A 15,583-nucleotide genomic window follows, 5' to 3' on the forward strand; every position below is an offset into this window, starting at 1 on the left:
CGCCCCGCTCCGACTCCCGATAGGTCCTGCCGAACATGAGCCTCCACAGCACCGCTGTCTCCCTCGTGACCCTTGCCTCCGGTGACGGCGGCGAGCACGGCGGGAACCACGAATCCCTCAACCCCTACCTCACCGGTGGCGGCGCGCTCTTCGCGCTCCTCCTGCTGCTGTGGATCACCACGCGCTTCAACCGCGACCGCTGAGGCGGGGCCGCGAGAGAGGGCCAGTAGGCTCTGCACGCATGGGAGAGCAGCAAAGGCCGAGCGGACCGGGCAAACGCCGACTCGGCGTGATGGGCGGGACGTTCGATCCGATCCATCACGGACACCTGGTGGCCGCCAGTGAGGTGGCCGCCCAGTTCCACCTCGACGAGGTGGTGTTCGTACCGACCGGGCAGCCGTGGCAGAAGAGCCACAAGCACGTGTCCCCGGCCGAGGACCGCTATCTGATGACGGTCATCGCGACGGCGTCCAACCCGCAGTTCTCGGTGAGCCGGATCGACATCGACCGTGGCGGTCCGACGTACACCATCGACACATTGCGAGATCTTCGCGAGCTGAACAGCGACTCGGATCTCTTCTTCATCACCGGCGCCGACGCGCTCGCCCAGATCCTCACGTGGCGGGACGCGGAGGAGCTGTTCTCGCTCTCCCACTTCATCGGTGTGACCAGGCCCGGCCACGACCTGACGGACGACGGGCTGCCCAAGGGAGGCGTCTCCCTGGTGGAGGTGCCGGCCCTGGCGATCTCGTCGACCGACTGCCGGGCGAGGGTCGCGGCGGGTGAGCCTGTCTGGTACCTGGTTCCGGACGGTGTGGTCCGCTACATCGACAAGCGCGCGCTGTACCGCGACTGAGCGGGCCGGCCTGGCCGTACGGGGAGCACAGACAAGCAGGGAGAGGGGCACCGGTGAACGACCGACAGTACCCGTACGACCCGTACGCGCAGGATCCGTACGCCCAGCAGCCGGAGATCATCGGCTACGACGCGTACGGGCAGCCGGTGTACCAGCAGGCGCCGCAGCATCAGTCACAGGAACAGCCGCCGCAGCAGCAGTACGACGCGCAACAGCAGCAGGGGTACGGCTACGACCCGTACGCCCAGCAGCAGCCGTTGTACGACCCGTACGCCCAGCAGCAGCAGCAGCAACAGCAACAGCAGCAGCAGTACGGGTACGTCGACACCGCTCAGCAGCAGCAGTGGATCCCGCAGCAGGCCGCTCCCGCGCCTCAGCGGGAACCCGAACCGGAGCCGGACCCCGAGCCCGCTCCCGTGTCCGCTCGTGTGCCCGTTCCCGAGCAGCGCCGGCCCGAGCCCGGGTACGCGACCGAGCAGTTCTCCTTCGTCGAGGAGCCGGACGAGAACTCCGAAGACGTCATCGACTGGCTGAAGTTCACCGAGAGCCGCACCGAGCGCCGTGAGGAAGCCAGACGTCGCGGCCGTAACCGCGTCGTCTCCCTGGTCGTCGTCCTGACCCTCGTCGTCGCGGGCGGCGTCGGCTACCTCTGGTACGCGGGACTGCTGCCCGGCATCGCGGGCAAGGAGGACGCTCCGGCCGCCGCGTCGGGCCCGGAGAAGCGCGATGTGATCGCGGTGCACCTGCACACCCGGCAGGGGGCCACCTCCACCGCGCTGCTCGTGGACAACACCACCACGGGGCAGGGCACCACCGTCCTGCTCCCCAACTCGCTCTCCGTCGCGAACGACGACGGCACCACGACCACGCTCGCCAAGTCCGTCGACGACGACGGTTCGACGGGCACGCGCGAGGCGATCGGTTCCGTACTCGGGACGAAGATCAGCGGCACCTGGCGGCTCGACACCCCGTACCTGGAAAACCTCGTCGAGCTGGTCGGCAACATCGACATCGACACCGACACCGATGTGCCCGACACCAAGAAGGGCGCGACGCCCGTGGTGCGGCAGGGCAAGGAGCAGACGCTGAGTGGCCGGATGGCCGTCGCGTACGCCACCTACCGGGCGCCGGGCGAGGCCGAGGCCAAGCAGCTCCAGCGGTTCGGGCAGGTCATGCAGGGCGTACTGAAGAAGATCTCGGACGACCCGCAGGCGGCGACCACCACCGTCCGCACGCTGGCGCAGATCCTCGACCCGTCGCTGCGCGAGAAGGACCTCGGTGCCTCCCTCGCCAAGCTCGCCGAGCACGCCAAGCGCGGCAAGTACACGACGGCGCAGCTGCCGGTCCAGCCCGACGGCAAGCTGAGCGATTCCGCCGCCGACAGTGTGGTGAAGGACATCCTCGGCGGCTCGGCCAGCAGCCCGGAGCAGGGTGCGGCCGTGCGGGTCGGCGTCAAGAACGCGCACGGGAACACGGACGCCACCGAGACCGCCAGGATTGCCCTGATTACCGGTGGATACGCGTTCGTGGACACCGGCAAAGCCACTGCTGTGGTCACATCGTCGCAGGTCAGCTACGGCGACGCGGCGCAGAAGGCGGAGGCCCAGGAGGTCGCCAAGACGCTGGGTCTGCCGGCGGAAGCGGTGCGCAAGGGCAAGGCGGCCGCGAACGCCGATGTGACGGTCGTACTGGGCCAGGATTTCGAGGTGAAGTGATCCCGTCGGGGCTGTCGGCGGTCCGTGAGACCCTGGGGGTATCTCTGACCGCCGACGAAAGCCTGCTTGTGACCGCCACTGACCGTTCCATCGAGCTCATCAACGCCGCCGCTCAGGCGGCCGCAGACCGGCTCGCGCACGACATCATCGCGTACGACGTCAGCGATGTGCTGTCCATCACCGACGCCTTCCTGGTCGCTTCGGCGCCCAACGACCGCCAGGTCAAGTCGATCGTCGACGAGATCGAGGAGCGGCTGAACAAGGACCTCGGCGTCAAGCCCGTGCGTCGCGAGGGCGACCGCGAGGCCCGCTGGGTGCTTCTCGACTACGTCGACATCGTCGTCCACGTCCAGCACAGCGAGGAGCGTGTCTTCTACGCTCTGGAGCGCCTGTGGAAGGACTGCCCCGAGATCTCCCTGCCCGAGGACGCCGTCAAGACCCGCGGCCTGGCCGAGGAGCACGCGAAGTCGCGTGCGGCCGGTGATGTGGACGGAGACCTGAGCTGAACGGCAGCGACACCGCCGCCGGCACCGTCAAGAAGAACCGGGGCCGCCAGATCGTCCTGTGGCGGCACGGCCAGACGGCGTGGAACCTGGAGCGCCGCTTCCAGGGCAGCACCGACATCGAGCTGACCGAGACCGGCGTCGCCCAGGCGCGCCGGGCCGCCAGGCTGCTCGCCTCCCTGAAGCCGGACGCGATGATCGCGTCCGACCTCAAGCGGGCGTCGGCCACGGCCGGCGAGCTGTCGGCCCTGACCGGCCTCGACGTGACACACGACGCCGCGCTGCGCGAGACGTACGCGGGCGCCTGGCAGGGCCTGACGCACGACGAGATCATCGGGCGGTTCGGCGAGCAGTACGCGGCGTGGAAGCGCGGCGAGCCGGTGCGGCGCGGCGGTGGCGAGCTGGAGACCGAGGTCGCCGACCGGGCGGCCCCTGTCGTGCTCGCGCACGCCGACAAGCTGGCGGACAACGGCACGCTCGTCGTCGTCAGCCACGGCGGCACCATCCGCACCACCATCGGCCGGCTCCTGGGTCTGGAGTCGTACCACTGGGAGGGCCTTGGCGGGCTCTCCAACTGCTGCTGGTCGGTGCTGGGCGAAGGCGCCCGCGGCTGGCGGCTGCTGGAGCACAACGCCGGGACGCTCCCGGAACCGGTGCTCGGCGACGACGACTGACGGATTTCACTTATCCCAGGTCGCAGGCTAAAGTTCTTCTTGTTCGCAGCGCACAGCGCAGAGAACAGCGGGGCTATAGCTCAGTTGGTAGAGCGCCTGCATGGCATGCAGGAGGTCAGGAGTTCAATTCTCCTTAGCTCCACAACCGCAATCAGGATCCCGGTTCCTCCTCACAGGAGGGGCCGGGATTTCTCGTTGTACGCGTCTGTGCCGGTCTACCGGTCAAAGGGACTCGATCCGCTGCCGGCTCTCCTCGTCGACGGGTGTGTAGGCGACGATCCGGCATTCCGGCATTCCGTTGATGGACAGCGATACAGACGTCATCCGTATCTCACCCACCGCTTCGTGCCGGAAGGTCTTCACATGCGGGCCTGGCAGGACGACATCACCGCTTTCCCACAGCCCGGCGAAGTACGGACTGGCCGTGGAGAGACGGCGGATGAACGTCTCCCAGACCGGCTCGGCCACAAACCGTCCGTACGCGCTGCGCAACTGCGCGACCGTCCTGGGCAGTTCGTCCTCCCGGAAGACCAGCGGGCAGGCCGGCTCGGGCACGGTGAGAGCTCCCACAGAGCGTTGCCGGTCACCGGCGCCAGGCTCGGCGACCTGCTCGGGCACCGGCGCGCCTACCTGGGCGGCCTCGCGTTGTTCACCGTGGCCTCGCTCGCCTGCGGACTGGCCGCCGGCACGGGTCAGTTGATCGCCTTCCGGCTGGTCCAGGGCGCGGGCGCGGCGCGGGTCAAGGCGCTCGGCGCGTACTCGGCCGTGCTCGCCACCGGGCCGCCGCCGGCCAGGTGGTGGGCGGGGTGCTGGTCAGCGCCGACCTGTTCGGCACGAGCTGGCGCCCGGTGTTCCTGGTGAACGTTCCGATGGGCGTCGTGCTGTTGTTCCTCGGTGCGCGCCTGCTGCCGCGCGACCGCCGCAGCGCGCCGGAACGCGCGCGCGGCCTCGCCGTGCCGGGGCTGGTGCTGCTCGCCGCCGCTGTGACGCTGTTCACCGTGCCACTGGTGCTCGGGCAGGAGGAGGGCTGGCCGCTGGTGGCCTGGCTGTCCTTGGCGGCCTCTGGGGGCTGTTGGCGGGCCCCTGGCGTACGAGTCACGGCTGGCCGCGCGCGGCGGTGCGCCGCTGATCGCGCCCGGGGTGCTGCGGATCCCGGGCATGGGGCTCGCGGCCCTGCGGATCGTCGTGGTGATGGCGGTGAACGCGGACTTCCTCTTCGTGCTGACCCTGTACGTCCAGGGCGGCCTCGGGTATTCGGCCCTCCGCGCGGGTTCGGACTGGCCGCACTGTCCTGTGTCGCCGTCGGTCTGGTGATGCGGAACGGTGGAAGTGGAGGGCCATGGATGTACGCCGCCTTCGCGGGCGCGGGGGCGGGCATGGCGCTCGGCTTCAGCCCGACGCTCACGGGAGCGCTCGCGACCGTACGGCCCGAGGACGCGGCGGATGCCGGCGGGCTGCTCGTCACGCTCACACAGCTGGGACAGTTGCTCGGCGTCTCGACATTCGGCACTCTCTTCCTGAACCGGCTGAATGCGGCGGGGGTGTATGCGTACGGGGATGTGCTGTGGGTATGCGCTCTTGCGCTGGCTGCCGCGTCGCTCTTCGGCGCTGTGGCGGGCCTCCTGCGCTCACGCCACTGACCCTCTTGCGGAGCCATGGCAGAATCGGACCGCCGGAGGGGGACGACGGCCTGATGGGGAGGGAGAGCGCGATGCCCGCGAGCAGCCTCGACGCGGTCCGTGGTCTGCCCGGCAGCGACAACGGAGGTATCGCGTACGTGTGCACGGCCTGCCGCCACAGCTGGAAGTGAGTGATGGGCGCACACAGGCGGAAATGCGACTGGTGCGGCAGTGGCACGCCCATCGTCAGGGACATGGAACCGGTCAACGCCGACTACCAGTACTGGTGCGAGGAATGCGCCCGGGCGCTGATCATAAAAGGCGACCCCATCGAGACGTACCGCGAGCTCGAAGGGGAGCCGATCTACGGTCGGCTGCTCGACGAACACTGCACCCTCAAGCGCTTCTATTCGTTCGCCACAGCGTGAGCAGTGTGAACAGCGCGGCCAGGGCCGTGAGCGGGTAGAGCGCCGACAGCGCCATCTGCGCGGCGTTCTGGGTGAGTTCGAGCCGTCCCGCGCCGTGTGGCACCCACCACAGCGCGTACGAACAGAAGACCGCCGCCGTCACCGCCGCCGCCGCTGTGCTGCCGCGTGTTCCCAGGAACAGCACCACGGGCACGCACCACACCCAGTGGTGGGACCACGACACCGGGCTGACGAGGAGTGCGGTCAGCGCGCACGCGACCACTGCCCCGGCGCGCTCGCCGCGCAGCTCGGCCGCCACCGCGGCGGCGAGGCCCGCCACGGCCACCAGGGCGGCGGCCACGGCCCACCAAGGGCCCGGATCGCCGGTGTGCAGCAGCCGGGCCAGTACGCCGCGCAGGGACTGGTTGGCGGTGCCTTCGGCGTGGCCCACCCGGCCCGCCTGGAAGACCATCCCCGTCCAGTAGCGGCGCGAGTCGTGCGGCAGGACGGCCGCGGCCGTCACGGTGGCCGCGAGGAAGACCGCTGCCGCTGTCCCGGCCTGCCGGAGCCAGGGGTTCGGAACCCGGCGTACGGCGCCCCGTGCCCGTACCAGACCGGTGATCAGGAGGAAGACCGCGAAGAGCGCCGGTGTGAGCTTCACCGCAGCGGCGAGGCCGATGCCCGCGCCCGCCCACCGGTGGCCGTCGCGGCGGGTGAGGTCCCAGAGCACGGCTGCCGCGAGCAGCAGATTGACCTGCCCGTACCGCAGCGTCGTCCAGACCGGCTCGCACCAGACGGCGAGCGCGGCGGTCAACAGGACGGCGGTGGCGCTCTCGAGACCCACCAGACGCAGCGAGAGGCGGACGAACGCGACGAGGAGGACGAGGTTCCCGGCGGTGGCGAGAGCGCGCATCTCGGGTACGTCGAGAAGCGTCAGCGGGGTGAACAGCAGGGCGGCGAAAGGCGGGTAGGTGGTCGGCAGGTTCGCCTGGGTGGCGCGCATCGCGTAGAGGTCCTGGCCGGCTCGTACGGTCTCGCCCTCGGCCCGGTAGACCATGAGGTCGATCATCGAGACGCCGGCGGCGCGCTGGGCGGCCCAGAAGGCCGCGAAGGAGATCAGGCAGACCGAGGCGGCGACGATTATCGGCCGCCGGGCGGGGGTGTGGCGGGCGGCGGCGGTCTGCGCGGTCACGGTCACGCCGGCTGACAGTACCGGGCGTATGGGGACGGAACGGGTGTGCGGGCAAACGATTTGGTGGAGGGCCGGGGGGACCGTGTAATGTTGGCGGAGCCGCGGCGGAAACCCGGAGAGCGGCGGAACACACGGGGCTATAGCTCAGTTGGTAGAGCGCCTGCATGGCATGCAGGAGGTCAGGAGTTCAATTCTCCTTAGCTCCACAGAATGAGGATCCCCCGGTCGATTCGACCGGGGGATCCTTTCGTTTCAGGGGCGGCTCAGCCCCTGCCGCTCCCCAGGGCCTTTCGGCCGCCCGGCGGCAGCGCGGGCCGCGCCGGGCGCTCGGGGGCCTCCTGCTCGATGCGCAGCGCCAGCTCGGGGCAGCGGCGTACGGCACGCTGCGCGCGTCCCCGCAGGTGCACCGGAATCGATGCGTCCGCGAGCGCCGGGTAACCGTCGGGGCCGAGCCGGATCAGCTCGGGAACGATGTCCGCGCACAGCCCGTGGCCCTTGCACAGCGTCCAGTCGACCGCGAACTTCTCGCCGCTCGGGATGCCCTCTTCCTCGTACCCGGGGCCGGGCAGCGGCAGCACGCCCATCGTCTCGCGGCCGCAGCCGCCGCCCAGGACGTGTGCCGCCAGGTCGTCGGTGAAGGCGTTGAGCGTGGAGACGAAGAAGCGCACCGAGCCGTCGGGGTGCTTGCACGCGCCCCGGCCCTTCACGGCCTGGGTCACCTCGCGCAGTGCCTCCAGGGCGGCCTGACCTCCTCCGTTGAGTACGTCGGAGAGGCCGCCGGCGGCGGCGGGCAGACCCAGGCGGCACGGGCCGCACTGGCCCGCCGTCTCCGCGGCCAGCCAGTTCGCTACGCGCAGCGACTCGCCCAGCGGGCAGGTCTCGGGGCCGATCGGGAGAATCGCACCCGCGCCCAGCGCGCCGCCGAACGAGGCGAGGGACTCGCGGGAGATCACGGCGTCGTGCGCGGCTACCGCGTCGATCCAGTTGCCGTGGTAGCCGCCGGTCAGCACGCCCTGGGGCAGCGGCGGGGCGCCGGCCATCTGGAGGACGTAACGCAGCGGGACACCGGTCGGTACCTCGACCACCATGGGGCGTGAGACGGCGCCGGAGATGGTGAGCATGACCGTGCCGGGCTCTTTCTCCAGTCCGGTGTGGCCGTAGCGGCGGGCGCCTATGCGGGCGGCCACGGCGAGCTGCGCGAAGGTCTCGGTGTTGGACAGCAGCGTCGGCGCGCCTCCCACTCCTGTCTCCGCTGCGCGCTCACGGCGTCCCGGCGGGAGCGCCGGGCCGCCGTTCGCGGCGCGGATCAGCGAGGACGCTTCGCCGGAAACCATGCGCTCAGGGGTACGCACGATCCGGGCGCGCAGTTGCTGTCCGCGCCGGTCGGACAGGCCGCGCTCGGCGAAAGCGGCCCGTATGGAGGCCTCGGTCGAATTGCGGGTGACGCCGACGATCAGGGTGCGGGCGCCGAGCGCCTCGGCCGCGAGCAGGGCGCCGTCGAGCGCGAGGTGCGGGGCACGGTTGAGCAGGACGGTGTCCTTGCGGCAGGCGGGCTCCCCTTCGCTGCCGTTGATGACGACTACGGGGCGCACCCCGCGCCGGATGGAGGCCTGTGCGACCGCCCGCAGTTTCTTGCCGAAGGGGAAGCCGGCGCCGCCGCGGCCGCGGAGCGAGATGTAGTCGGCGAGTTCGGCCAGGCGCTCCCCGCCCATCGGCTCCAGCGGGCCGTGCACCTTCAGGTGCATGCCGAGGTCGAGGCGCTCAACCAGGTCGAAGCCGGTCGTCAGCTGGGGAAGGCCGACTACGCGTACTTCGGGGACGTCGGGAAGGGGGACGTTCAACGTCGGTCTCCTGCGGGTGCGTGCCAGGGCTCTCCGGCGGCGGGCCGGTAGAGCGGACCCGGCGCGGGCTCGGTGTTGTCGAGGGGGTGGGGGTGGGGGAGCGGTCCGGTGGGCGTGTCCGGGGCGTACGCGGGAACGTCGGGGACGGCGTTCTGGCCGTTCCAGGGAACGTTGGTTTCGGCGTTCGGGCTGTTCCAGGGAACGTCGGTTTCGGGGTTCGGGCTGTTCCAGGGCACGTCGGTTTCCGGGTTGGCGCCGTACCCGGGAAGGTCCGGGGCGGGAACGGCTCCCGGGCCGTACGCCGCGCGGTCCGGGTCGTAGGGCGGGCGGAGGGCCTGGGCCGGTGGTGGGGGTGACGGGGTGGGCCAGCGGGGCGACGGAGGCGCCGCCTGCACGGGGATCTCTTCCGTCATGGGGATCTGCTCCGCCAGGGGGATCCGTTCGGTGGGAGCGGAGGCGGCCGTCGCGGCCGAAGCCGACACGGCGCGGTACGCCGCCGATATGCCGGTGTCCGGCGCCCCGCGAAGGCCCTCGGCGGAGCGCCCGGCCTCGTACAGGGGCGGCGCCGGAGCCGTGAGGCGCTGGGGCTGGGGCTGCGTTTCCTCGCGGAACAGCTGCTCGGGCTGGCGCTGCGGCCGCGGCGGCTCCTGCGGCGGGGCGAACCCGCCGCCGGGCAGTGGGGAGGTGGCGGCGTCGCGGGGCACGGGTTCGGGCGCCGGGGCCAGGGAGCCGGACGTGGCCAGAGCCACCACCCGGTCCGCGATGGTCCGCTTGAGGGGCGGAGGCAGCAGGCGCAGCGAGAGGGCGGCGACGACCGCCGTGAGGGACAGGGCGTACATCGTGACGACCCAGCCCGCGGCGGGCCGGCCCGCGAACAGGCCGTGCACCAGCGCCGACCCCCACGCCGGGTAGGCGACCATGTGCAGCGAGCGCCAGCGGCCCGCTGTGCGGCCCGGGGTGGCGAACGCGCTGCGCAGGGCGCCGGTCGAGGCCGCGACGACCATGAGGAATCCAGCCAGCGAGCCGAATCCGATGAGGCCCGACGTACCGCTGACTCCGAGGCCGAAGGGGACCAGGGCTCCCAGGAGCGCGACATGTCCCAGCGAGACCTTGACCGTTACGTGCAGCAGCAGGAAGCCGAGGGAGGCGACCGCGGTGGCGCGGTGGATGCCCTGGGCCAGGAGGCGTTGGCGCGGCCGGAGCAGCAGCCTGTCCCTTGCCAGGAGGCCCCAGGCGACGGCTGCGGTGAGGGAAACCAGTGAGAGGACGCCGGTCGTGAAGTCGAGCGCGGCGCGCAGACTGTCGCTGCCGACGACGGCGAACAGCGGTATGAGGATCAACGCGGCGGCTGTGAGGCCTCCTTGGACGGGGCGGCTCAATGCGGGGAAAGCAGGGGAGGAACTTATTTTTCGACGAGGGTTCATGGGGGGCGACTCCGAATGGTTCGGCAAAGTGGTCCCGTTGCCGCATGCTAGGTCGCCCCATACCAGGCAGTACGCCGTTTGAGGGTTTAGCGCGGTGATTGTGGGAAAACTTGCTCGGGCGTTGCCCCGGATAGGGCCGATACGCGGAGTAACCCTGAGGTCAAGGGGCGCCGAGTGGCGTCGAGCCGTGGCTGAGTCCGCCGTCCGGATACGCGATGCGGCCCTCTCGGGCGCTGCGGTACCCTGACGCCATGCGTGCCGTACGCCTTCTGCTTAGCGAGCCGCGCTGATCAGTCCCGACGGATGAAAGATCCGGTCGGAATCGGCGCGGCGTCCCCTCCTGTGCGAGGGGATTTTTCATTGGCTGAACGTCACAGTTCATTCGCTGAACGTCACAGTCTGAATGTCGCAGCCGCTGGCAGAGACGATCGATGGAGCTTTGAGGATCATGAGCGAGACGAATTCTGCTGCCGAGGTGGCAGCACCGCACCGCTACACGGCCGCGATGGCCGCTGACATCGAGGCACGCTGGCAGGACTTCTGGGACGCCGAGGGTACGTACGAGGCGCCGAATCCCAGCGGTGACCTGGCGGGCGACGCGGAGCTGGCCGCCAAGCCCAAGAAGTTCATCATGGACATGTTCCCGTACCCCTCGGGCGCCGGTCTGCACGTCGGCCACCCGCTGGGCTACATCGCGACCGACGTCTTCGCCCGCTACCAGCGCATGACCGGCCACAATGTCCTGCACACACTGGGCTTCGACGCCTTCGGCCTGCCCGCCGAGCAGCACGCGGTCGCCACCGGCACGCACCCCCGGGTGTCGACCGAGGCGGCGATGGACAACATGAAGCAGCAGCTGCGCCGGCTGGGCCTGGGCCACGACAAGCGCCGCTCCATCGCGACGATCGACCCGGACTACTACAAGTGGACCCAGTGGATCTTCCTGCAGATCTTCAACTCCTGGTACGACAAGGAGGCTGACCGCGCCCGGCCGATCGCCGAGCTGGTGGCGCAGTTCGAGAGCGGGGAGCGTACGACGCCGGACGCGCGCCCCTGGAGTGAGCTGAGCGCCGCCGAGCGCGCCGACGTCCTGGGCGATTACCGCCTGGCGTACGCCTCCGACGCGCCCGTGAACTGGGCGCCGGGCCTGGGCACCGTACTGGCCAACGAGGAAGTCACCGCCGACGGCCGTTCCGAGCGCGGGAACTTCCCGGTCTTCAAGGCCAAGCTGCGCCAGTGGAACATGCGCATCACCGCCTACTCGGACCGCCTGCTGAACGACCTGGACGGCGTGGACTGGCCCGAAGCGATCAAGCTGCAGCAGCGCAACTGGATCGGGCGCAGCGAGGGCGCGCGCGTCGACTTCCCCGTCGACGGCCACGCGATCACCGTCTTCACCACCCGTCAGGACACGCTGTTCGGCGCGACGTACATGGTGCTGGCGCCCGAGCACGAGCTGGTCGAGAAGATCGTCCCGGCCGCCTGGCCCGAGGGCACGCACGACGTGTGGACGGGCGGTCACGCCACCCCGGTCGACGCCGTCTCGGCGTACCGCGCCCAGGCCGCCTCGAAGTCCGACGTCGAGCGGCAGGCCGAGGCCAAGGACAAGACCGGCGTCTTCACCGGCGCATACGCCGTCAACCCGGTCAGCGGCGAGCAGGTGCCCGTCTTCATCGCGGACTACGTGCTGATGGGCTACGGCACCGGCGCGATCATGGCCGTACCGGCGCACGACACGCGTGACTTCGCGTTCGCGCGCGCCTTCGAGCTGCCGATGCGCTGCGTCGTCGAGCCGTCGGACGGGCGGGGCACGGACCCGGCGGAGTGGGACGACGCGTTCGCCTCGTACGACGCGAAGATCGTGAACTCGTCGGGCAAGGACATCTCGCTGGACGGGCTGGGCGTCGTCGACGCCAAGGCGAAGATCACCGAGTGGCTGGCCGCGCGCGGCATCGGCGAGGGCACCGTCAACTACCGGCTGCGCGACTGGCTGTTCAGCCGGCAGCGCTACTGGGGCGAGCCCTTCCCGATCGTCTACGACGAGGACGGCATCGCCCACTCGCTGCCCGAGTCGATGCTGCCGCTGGAGCTGCCGGAGGTCGAGGACTACTCGCCGCGCACCTTCGACCCGGACGACGCCGACTCCCGGCCCGAGACGCCGCTGTCGCGCAACGAGGACTGGGTCAATGTGACGCTGGACCTGGGTGACGGACCGAAGAAGTACCGGCGCGAGACCAACACCATGCCGAACTGGGCCGGTTCCTGCTGGTACGAGCTGCGCTACCTGGACCCGCACAACAGCGAGAAGCTGGTCGATCCGGAGATCGAGCAGTACTGGATGGGGCCCCGCGAGGGCATGCCGCACGGCGGCGTGGACCTGTATGTCGGCGGCGCCGAGCACGCCGTACTGCACCTGCTGTACGCGCGTTTCTGGTCCAAGGTGCTGTTCGACCTGGGGCATGTGTCGTCGTCCGAGCCGTTCCACAAGCTGTACAACCAGGGCATGATCCAGGCCTTCGTCTACCGGGACTCGCGCGGTATCGCGGTGCCGGCAGCCGAGGTCGAGGAGCGCGACGGCGGGTTCTGGTACCAGGGCGAGAAGGTCAGCCGCGTTCTGGGCAAGATGGGCAAGTCCCTGAAGAACGCCGTCACTCCGGACGAGATCTCCGCCGAGTACGGCGCGGACACGCTGCGGCTGTACGAGATGGCGATGGGCCCGCTGGACGTGTCGCGGCCGTGGGACACGCGCGCGGTGGTCGGGCAGTACCGGCTGCTGCAGCGGCTGTGGCGCAACATCGTCGACGAGGCGACGGGCGAGGCCACGGTGGTCGGCACCGAGCCCGACGAGGACACGCTGCGTGCGCTGCACAAGGCGATCGACGGCGCCGGCCAGGACATGGCGGGGATGCGCTTCAACACGGCGATCGCCAAGGTCACCGAGCTGAACAACCACCTGACGAAGGCCGGCGGCCCGCTTTCGCGGTCGGTGGCGGAGCGCCTGGTGCTGCTGGTCGCGCCGCTGGCGCCGCACATCGCCGAGGAGCTGTGGCGGAAGCTGGGGCACACGGATTCCGTGGTCTACCAGGACTTCCCGGTCGCTGATCCGGCGTACGTCGTGGACGAGACCGTGACGTGCGTGGTGCAGGTCAAGGGCAAGGTCAAGGCGCGGCTGGAGATCTCCCCCTCGATCGGTGACGAGGAGCTGGAGAAGCTGGCGCTGGCCGACCCCGCGGTGGTCGCGGCGCTGGGCGGGGCGGGGATCCGCAAGGTGATCGTGCGGGCGCCGAAGCTGGTGAACATCGTTCCCGCGTAACGCATAGGTACTTTCCCCTACGGGCAGGTTGGGGGTTCCCATGGAACCCTCGGCCTGCCTGTTCCGTTTACGGTGGAGAGACCACGAAAGCCGAGTGGCCGGCTGGACCGACAACGGAGGGGCGCTCATGGAAGCCGTCATCCTGATCCTTGCGCTGCTCTTCGTGGCGTTCGTGGCGGCGGGGGTGTATGTGAGCGTGAAGGCGGTCGGTGCGGCCAAGCGCAGCGTGGACCGTACGATCACGCAGGCGCGGCGCACCGTCGAGGACACGACTCTGCGGGCGAAGAGCTTCGGGCAGGTGGGCGTCGCCGGGGAGCTCGCGCAGCTGAGGCTTTCGTTGCGTACGTCGATGAAGGCCACCCAGGAGGCGCTCCACGCGGGCGTCGCGGAGGACGCCTCGCTGTCGGAGTCGATCGGCCTCTTCGAACGGCTGAGCGCGCACGGACACGAACTGGACGACGACCTGAAGCGGCTGGAGCGCGAGCCGGACAAGGCGCGGGTCGCGGAGCTGCTGCCGGAACTGCGTGAGCGTACGGAACGGGTGACACATGCGACGGACTCGCTGCGGTGGGCGGCACGGGACCGGGCGCAGCGCTTCGCGGACGACGACCTCGCGTCGCTGAGCGCGCAGATCGAGGTGGAGTCGGGGGCGTTGCGGCATTGGGCCACTGCGCCGGAAGCGGACGCGGCTGCTGGGGCTGATGGGGCGGCGGCGGACCGAGCCGACGCGGCCGATACCGCCGATGCGGCGCGCCGGTCCGCTGCCGGGCCTGAGGCGATCACGGCGCGTGACCCTCGCCGGCAGACCACGTATCCGTGGCAGAAGGCGGCCCGCCCGGAGGGCACCGTCTGAGACGGTTACCGACCCGGAACGGATCATTGAACGGGGCCGGACTGCCGTTGGGCGCCGTCGCCGGGTAACCTCCCGCTCATGTCCCGCCATGTCGCTATCGTCACCGATTCAACGGCCTACCTGCCGCAGCAGACGATGGAGCGGCACGGCATCACAGCGGTGCCGCTGACCGTCGTCATCGGCGATCAGGCCCTGGAGGAGGGCACCGAGATTTCGGCCCGCTCACTGGCCCTGGCACTGCAGAAACGCCGGTCCGTGACGACGTCGAGGCCGAGCCCCGAAGTCTTCGCCGCGGCCTACCGCGCGGCGGCGGAGGCCGGTGCCACCGGCATCGTGTCGCTGCACCTGTCCTCCGAGTTCTCCGGAACGTACGACGCCGCCGTCCTCGCCGCGCAGGGCGCTCCGGTGCCGGTGCGGGTGGTGGACACGGGGATGGTCGCGATGGCTCTCGGCTTCTGCGCGCTGTCGGCGGCGGAGGTTGCCGACGCGGGAGGCACGGTCGACGAGGCGGTGGCCGCCGCGGAGAAGCGTGCGGCGGGCATGTCGGCGTACTTCTATGTGGACACGCTCGACTACCTGCGCCGCGGCGGCCGCATCGGCGCAGCACAGGCGTTGTTGGGGTCGGCGCTGGCGGTGAAGCCGCTGCTGGAGCTGGACGGTGGCCGCATCGGGATGCTGGAGAAAGTACGTACGGCCTCCAAGGCCATCGCGCGGCTGGAGGAGATCGCCGCCGAGCGGGCGGGGACGCGCCGCGTCGACATCGCGGTGCACCACCTGGCGGCGCCCGATCGGGCCGAACGGCTGGCGGAGCGGCTGCGTGTCCGGGTTCCCGGGCTGGCGGAGCTGCATGTCAGCGAGGTGGGGGCGGTGATCGGCGCGCATACGGGGCCCGGGCTGCTGGGAGTTGTGGTCGCGCCTCAGTAACACCCCTCTTGAGGGTGACCCGGATATCCACAACTCACTGGTTTTCCACGGGAATCGACCGTGATCAGCGGGGACGGGCGGATGTGCCTACCGTCTCGTGACATGGCTCTCCGATCACGCTCACGTTCAAGCGCCGCCCGCTCCGCGACCAGTGGACCGGGCCGCGCCCCGGCCTCCGACGTCCGGTCGTCCGACGCACGCTCCCGCCACGGGCACGGCCGAAGGGGCCGCCGCCGCGTTCACGAATCCGCCGCGTCCGCGG

Annotated in this window: 12 protein-coding genes, 2 tRNA genes and 2 pseudogenes; 12 read left to right on the forward strand and 4 right to left on the reverse strand. The window is 70.5% G+C overall.

What is annotated here, in order from left to right; genetic code table 11:
- The first annotated feature begins 35 nt into the window (after positions 1-35).
- The 6 genes from J7E89_RS34570 to J7E89_RS34595 all read left to right on the forward strand — a co-directional run bounded on the left by J7E89_RS34570 (position 36) and on the right by J7E89_RS34595 (position 3,890).
- A complete protein-coding gene (locus J7E89_RS34570) occupies positions 36-203 on the forward strand; it encodes a hypothetical protein (protein WP_214979451.1) in 168 nt (55 codons plus the stop codon).
- A gap of 38 nt (positions 204-241) precedes the next feature.
- Positions 242-856, forward strand: coding sequence for a nicotinate-nucleotide adenylyltransferase (gene nadD, locus J7E89_RS34575; RefSeq protein ID WP_214979453.1), 615 nt, complete (start codon positions 242-244; stop codon positions 854-856).
- A 53-nt stretch (positions 857-909) separates the two neighbouring features.
- Positions 910-2,571 (forward strand): LCP family protein, encoded by a 1,662-nt coding sequence (locus J7E89_RS34580; protein ID WP_214979455.1) that lies wholly within the window; start codon positions 910-912, stop codon positions 2,569-2,571.
- A 68-nt stretch (positions 2,572-2,639) separates the two neighbouring features.
- A complete protein-coding gene (gene rsfS / locus J7E89_RS34585; RefSeq protein WP_308315699.1) occupies positions 2,640-3,077 on the forward strand; it encodes a ribosome silencing factor in 438 nt (145 codons plus the stop codon).
- Positions 3,074-3,748, forward strand: a complete 675-nt coding sequence (locus J7E89_RS34590) for a histidine phosphatase family protein (protein ID WP_214979637.1) — start codon at positions 3,074-3,076, stop codon at positions 3,746-3,748. Before rsfS ends, J7E89_RS34590 begins: the two co-directional genes overlap by 4 nt.
- A gap of 69 nt (positions 3,749-3,817) precedes the next feature.
- Positions 3,818-3,890 (forward strand) — tRNA-Ala (locus J7E89_RS34595).
- Positions 3,891-3,970: 80 nt separating this feature from the next.
- Here J7E89_RS34595 and J7E89_RS34600 read toward each other — a convergent pair.
- Positions 3,971-4,326, reverse strand: a pseudogene (locus J7E89_RS34600) (transcriptional regulator); the annotation flags it as partial.
- On the opposite strand from J7E89_RS34600, the pseudogene J7E89_RS34605 reads away from it, so the two are divergent.
- Positions 4,313-5,388: pseudogene (locus tag J7E89_RS34605) on the forward strand (MFS transporter); the annotation flags it as partial. The pseudogenes J7E89_RS34600 and J7E89_RS34605 sit on opposite strands and share 14 nt — an antisense overlap.
- Positions 5,389-5,561: 173 nt before the next feature.
- Complete coding sequence (locus tag J7E89_RS34610; RefSeq protein WP_028813478.1) at positions 5,562-5,795, forward strand: hypothetical protein; 234 nt, start codon at positions 5,562-5,564, stop codon at positions 5,793-5,795.
- On the opposite strand, the gene J7E89_RS34615 is transcribed toward J7E89_RS34610, so the two are convergent.
- Entirely contained in the window at positions 5,764-6,972 is a 1,209-nt protein-coding gene (locus J7E89_RS34615; protein WP_308315700.1) for a glycosyltransferase 87 family protein, read from the reverse strand. The two genes, J7E89_RS34610 and J7E89_RS34615, sit on opposite strands and share 32 nt — an antisense overlap.
- 127 nt (positions 6,973-7,099) lie before the next feature.
- Here J7E89_RS34615 and J7E89_RS34620 point away from each other — a divergent pair.
- A tRNA-Ala gene (locus tag J7E89_RS34620) sits at positions 7,100-7,172 on the forward strand.
- Between the two features lie 57 nt (positions 7,173-7,229).
- Here J7E89_RS34620 and J7E89_RS34625 read toward each other — a convergent pair.
- Complete coding sequence (locus J7E89_RS34625; RefSeq protein ID WP_214979457.1) at positions 7,230-8,807, reverse strand: NADH-quinone oxidoreductase subunit NuoF family protein; 1,578 nt, start codon at positions 8,805-8,807, stop codon at positions 7,230-7,232.
- Positions 8,804-10,147, reverse strand: coding sequence for a hypothetical protein (locus J7E89_RS34630; RefSeq protein WP_308315701.1), 1,344 nt, complete (start codon positions 10,145-10,147; stop codon positions 8,804-8,806). The genes J7E89_RS34625 and J7E89_RS34630 overlap by 4 nt, the downstream gene beginning before the upstream one ends.
- 532 nt (positions 10,148-10,679) lie before the next feature.
- Here J7E89_RS34630 and leuS point away from each other — a divergent pair.
- The 3 genes from leuS (at position 10,680) to J7E89_RS34645 (ending at position 15,321) form a co-directional block, all read left to right on the forward strand.
- Entirely contained in the window at positions 10,680-13,544 is a 2,865-nt protein-coding gene (gene leuS / locus J7E89_RS34635) for a leucine--tRNA ligase (protein ID WP_214979461.1), read from the forward strand.
- Positions 13,545-13,671: 127 nt separating this feature from the next.
- On the forward strand, positions 13,672-14,397 hold the full coding sequence (locus tag J7E89_RS34640; RefSeq protein WP_214979463.1) for a hypothetical protein: 726 nt from the start codon (positions 13,672-13,674) through the stop codon (positions 14,395-14,397).
- 78 nt (positions 14,398-14,475) lie between these two features.
- Positions 14,476-15,321 carry a DegV family protein gene (locus tag J7E89_RS34645; protein WP_214979465.1) on the forward strand — a complete coding sequence of 282 codons (846 nt, stop codon included), beginning with the start codon at positions 14,476-14,478 and terminating at the stop codon, positions 15,319-15,321.
- Positions 15,322-15,583: the final 262 nt, after the last annotated feature.

It is taken from the genome of Streptomyces sp. ISL-100 (genome assembly GCF_018614615.1).
Lineage (GTDB): Bacteria > Actinomycetota > Actinomycetes > Streptomycetales > Streptomycetaceae > Streptomyces.

Excerpts from the sequence above, each read along its gene's own strand:
- J7E89_RS34570 (WP_214979451.1), top strand. The coding sequence starts at position 36 with ATGAGCCTCCACAGCACCGCTGTCTCCCTCGTGACCCTTGCCTCCGGT.
- nadD (WP_214979453.1), top strand. The coding sequence starts at position 242 with ATGGGAGAGCAGCAAAGGCCGAGCGGACCGGGCAAACGCCGACTCGGC.
- J7E89_RS34610 (WP_028813478.1), top strand. The coding sequence starts at position 5,562 with ATGGGCGCACACAGGCGGAAATGCGACTGGTGCGGCAGTGGCACGCCC.
- leuS (WP_214979461.1), top strand. The coding sequence starts at position 10,680 with ATGAGCGAGACGAATTCTGCTGCCGAGGTGGCAGCACCGCACCGCTAC.
- J7E89_RS34640 (WP_214979463.1), top strand. The coding sequence starts at position 13,672 with ATGGAAGCCGTCATCCTGATCCTTGCGCTGCTCTTCGTGGCGTTCGTG.
- J7E89_RS34645 (WP_214979465.1), top strand. The coding sequence starts at position 14,476 with ATGTCCCGCCATGTCGCTATCGTCACCGATTCAACGGCCTACCTGCCG.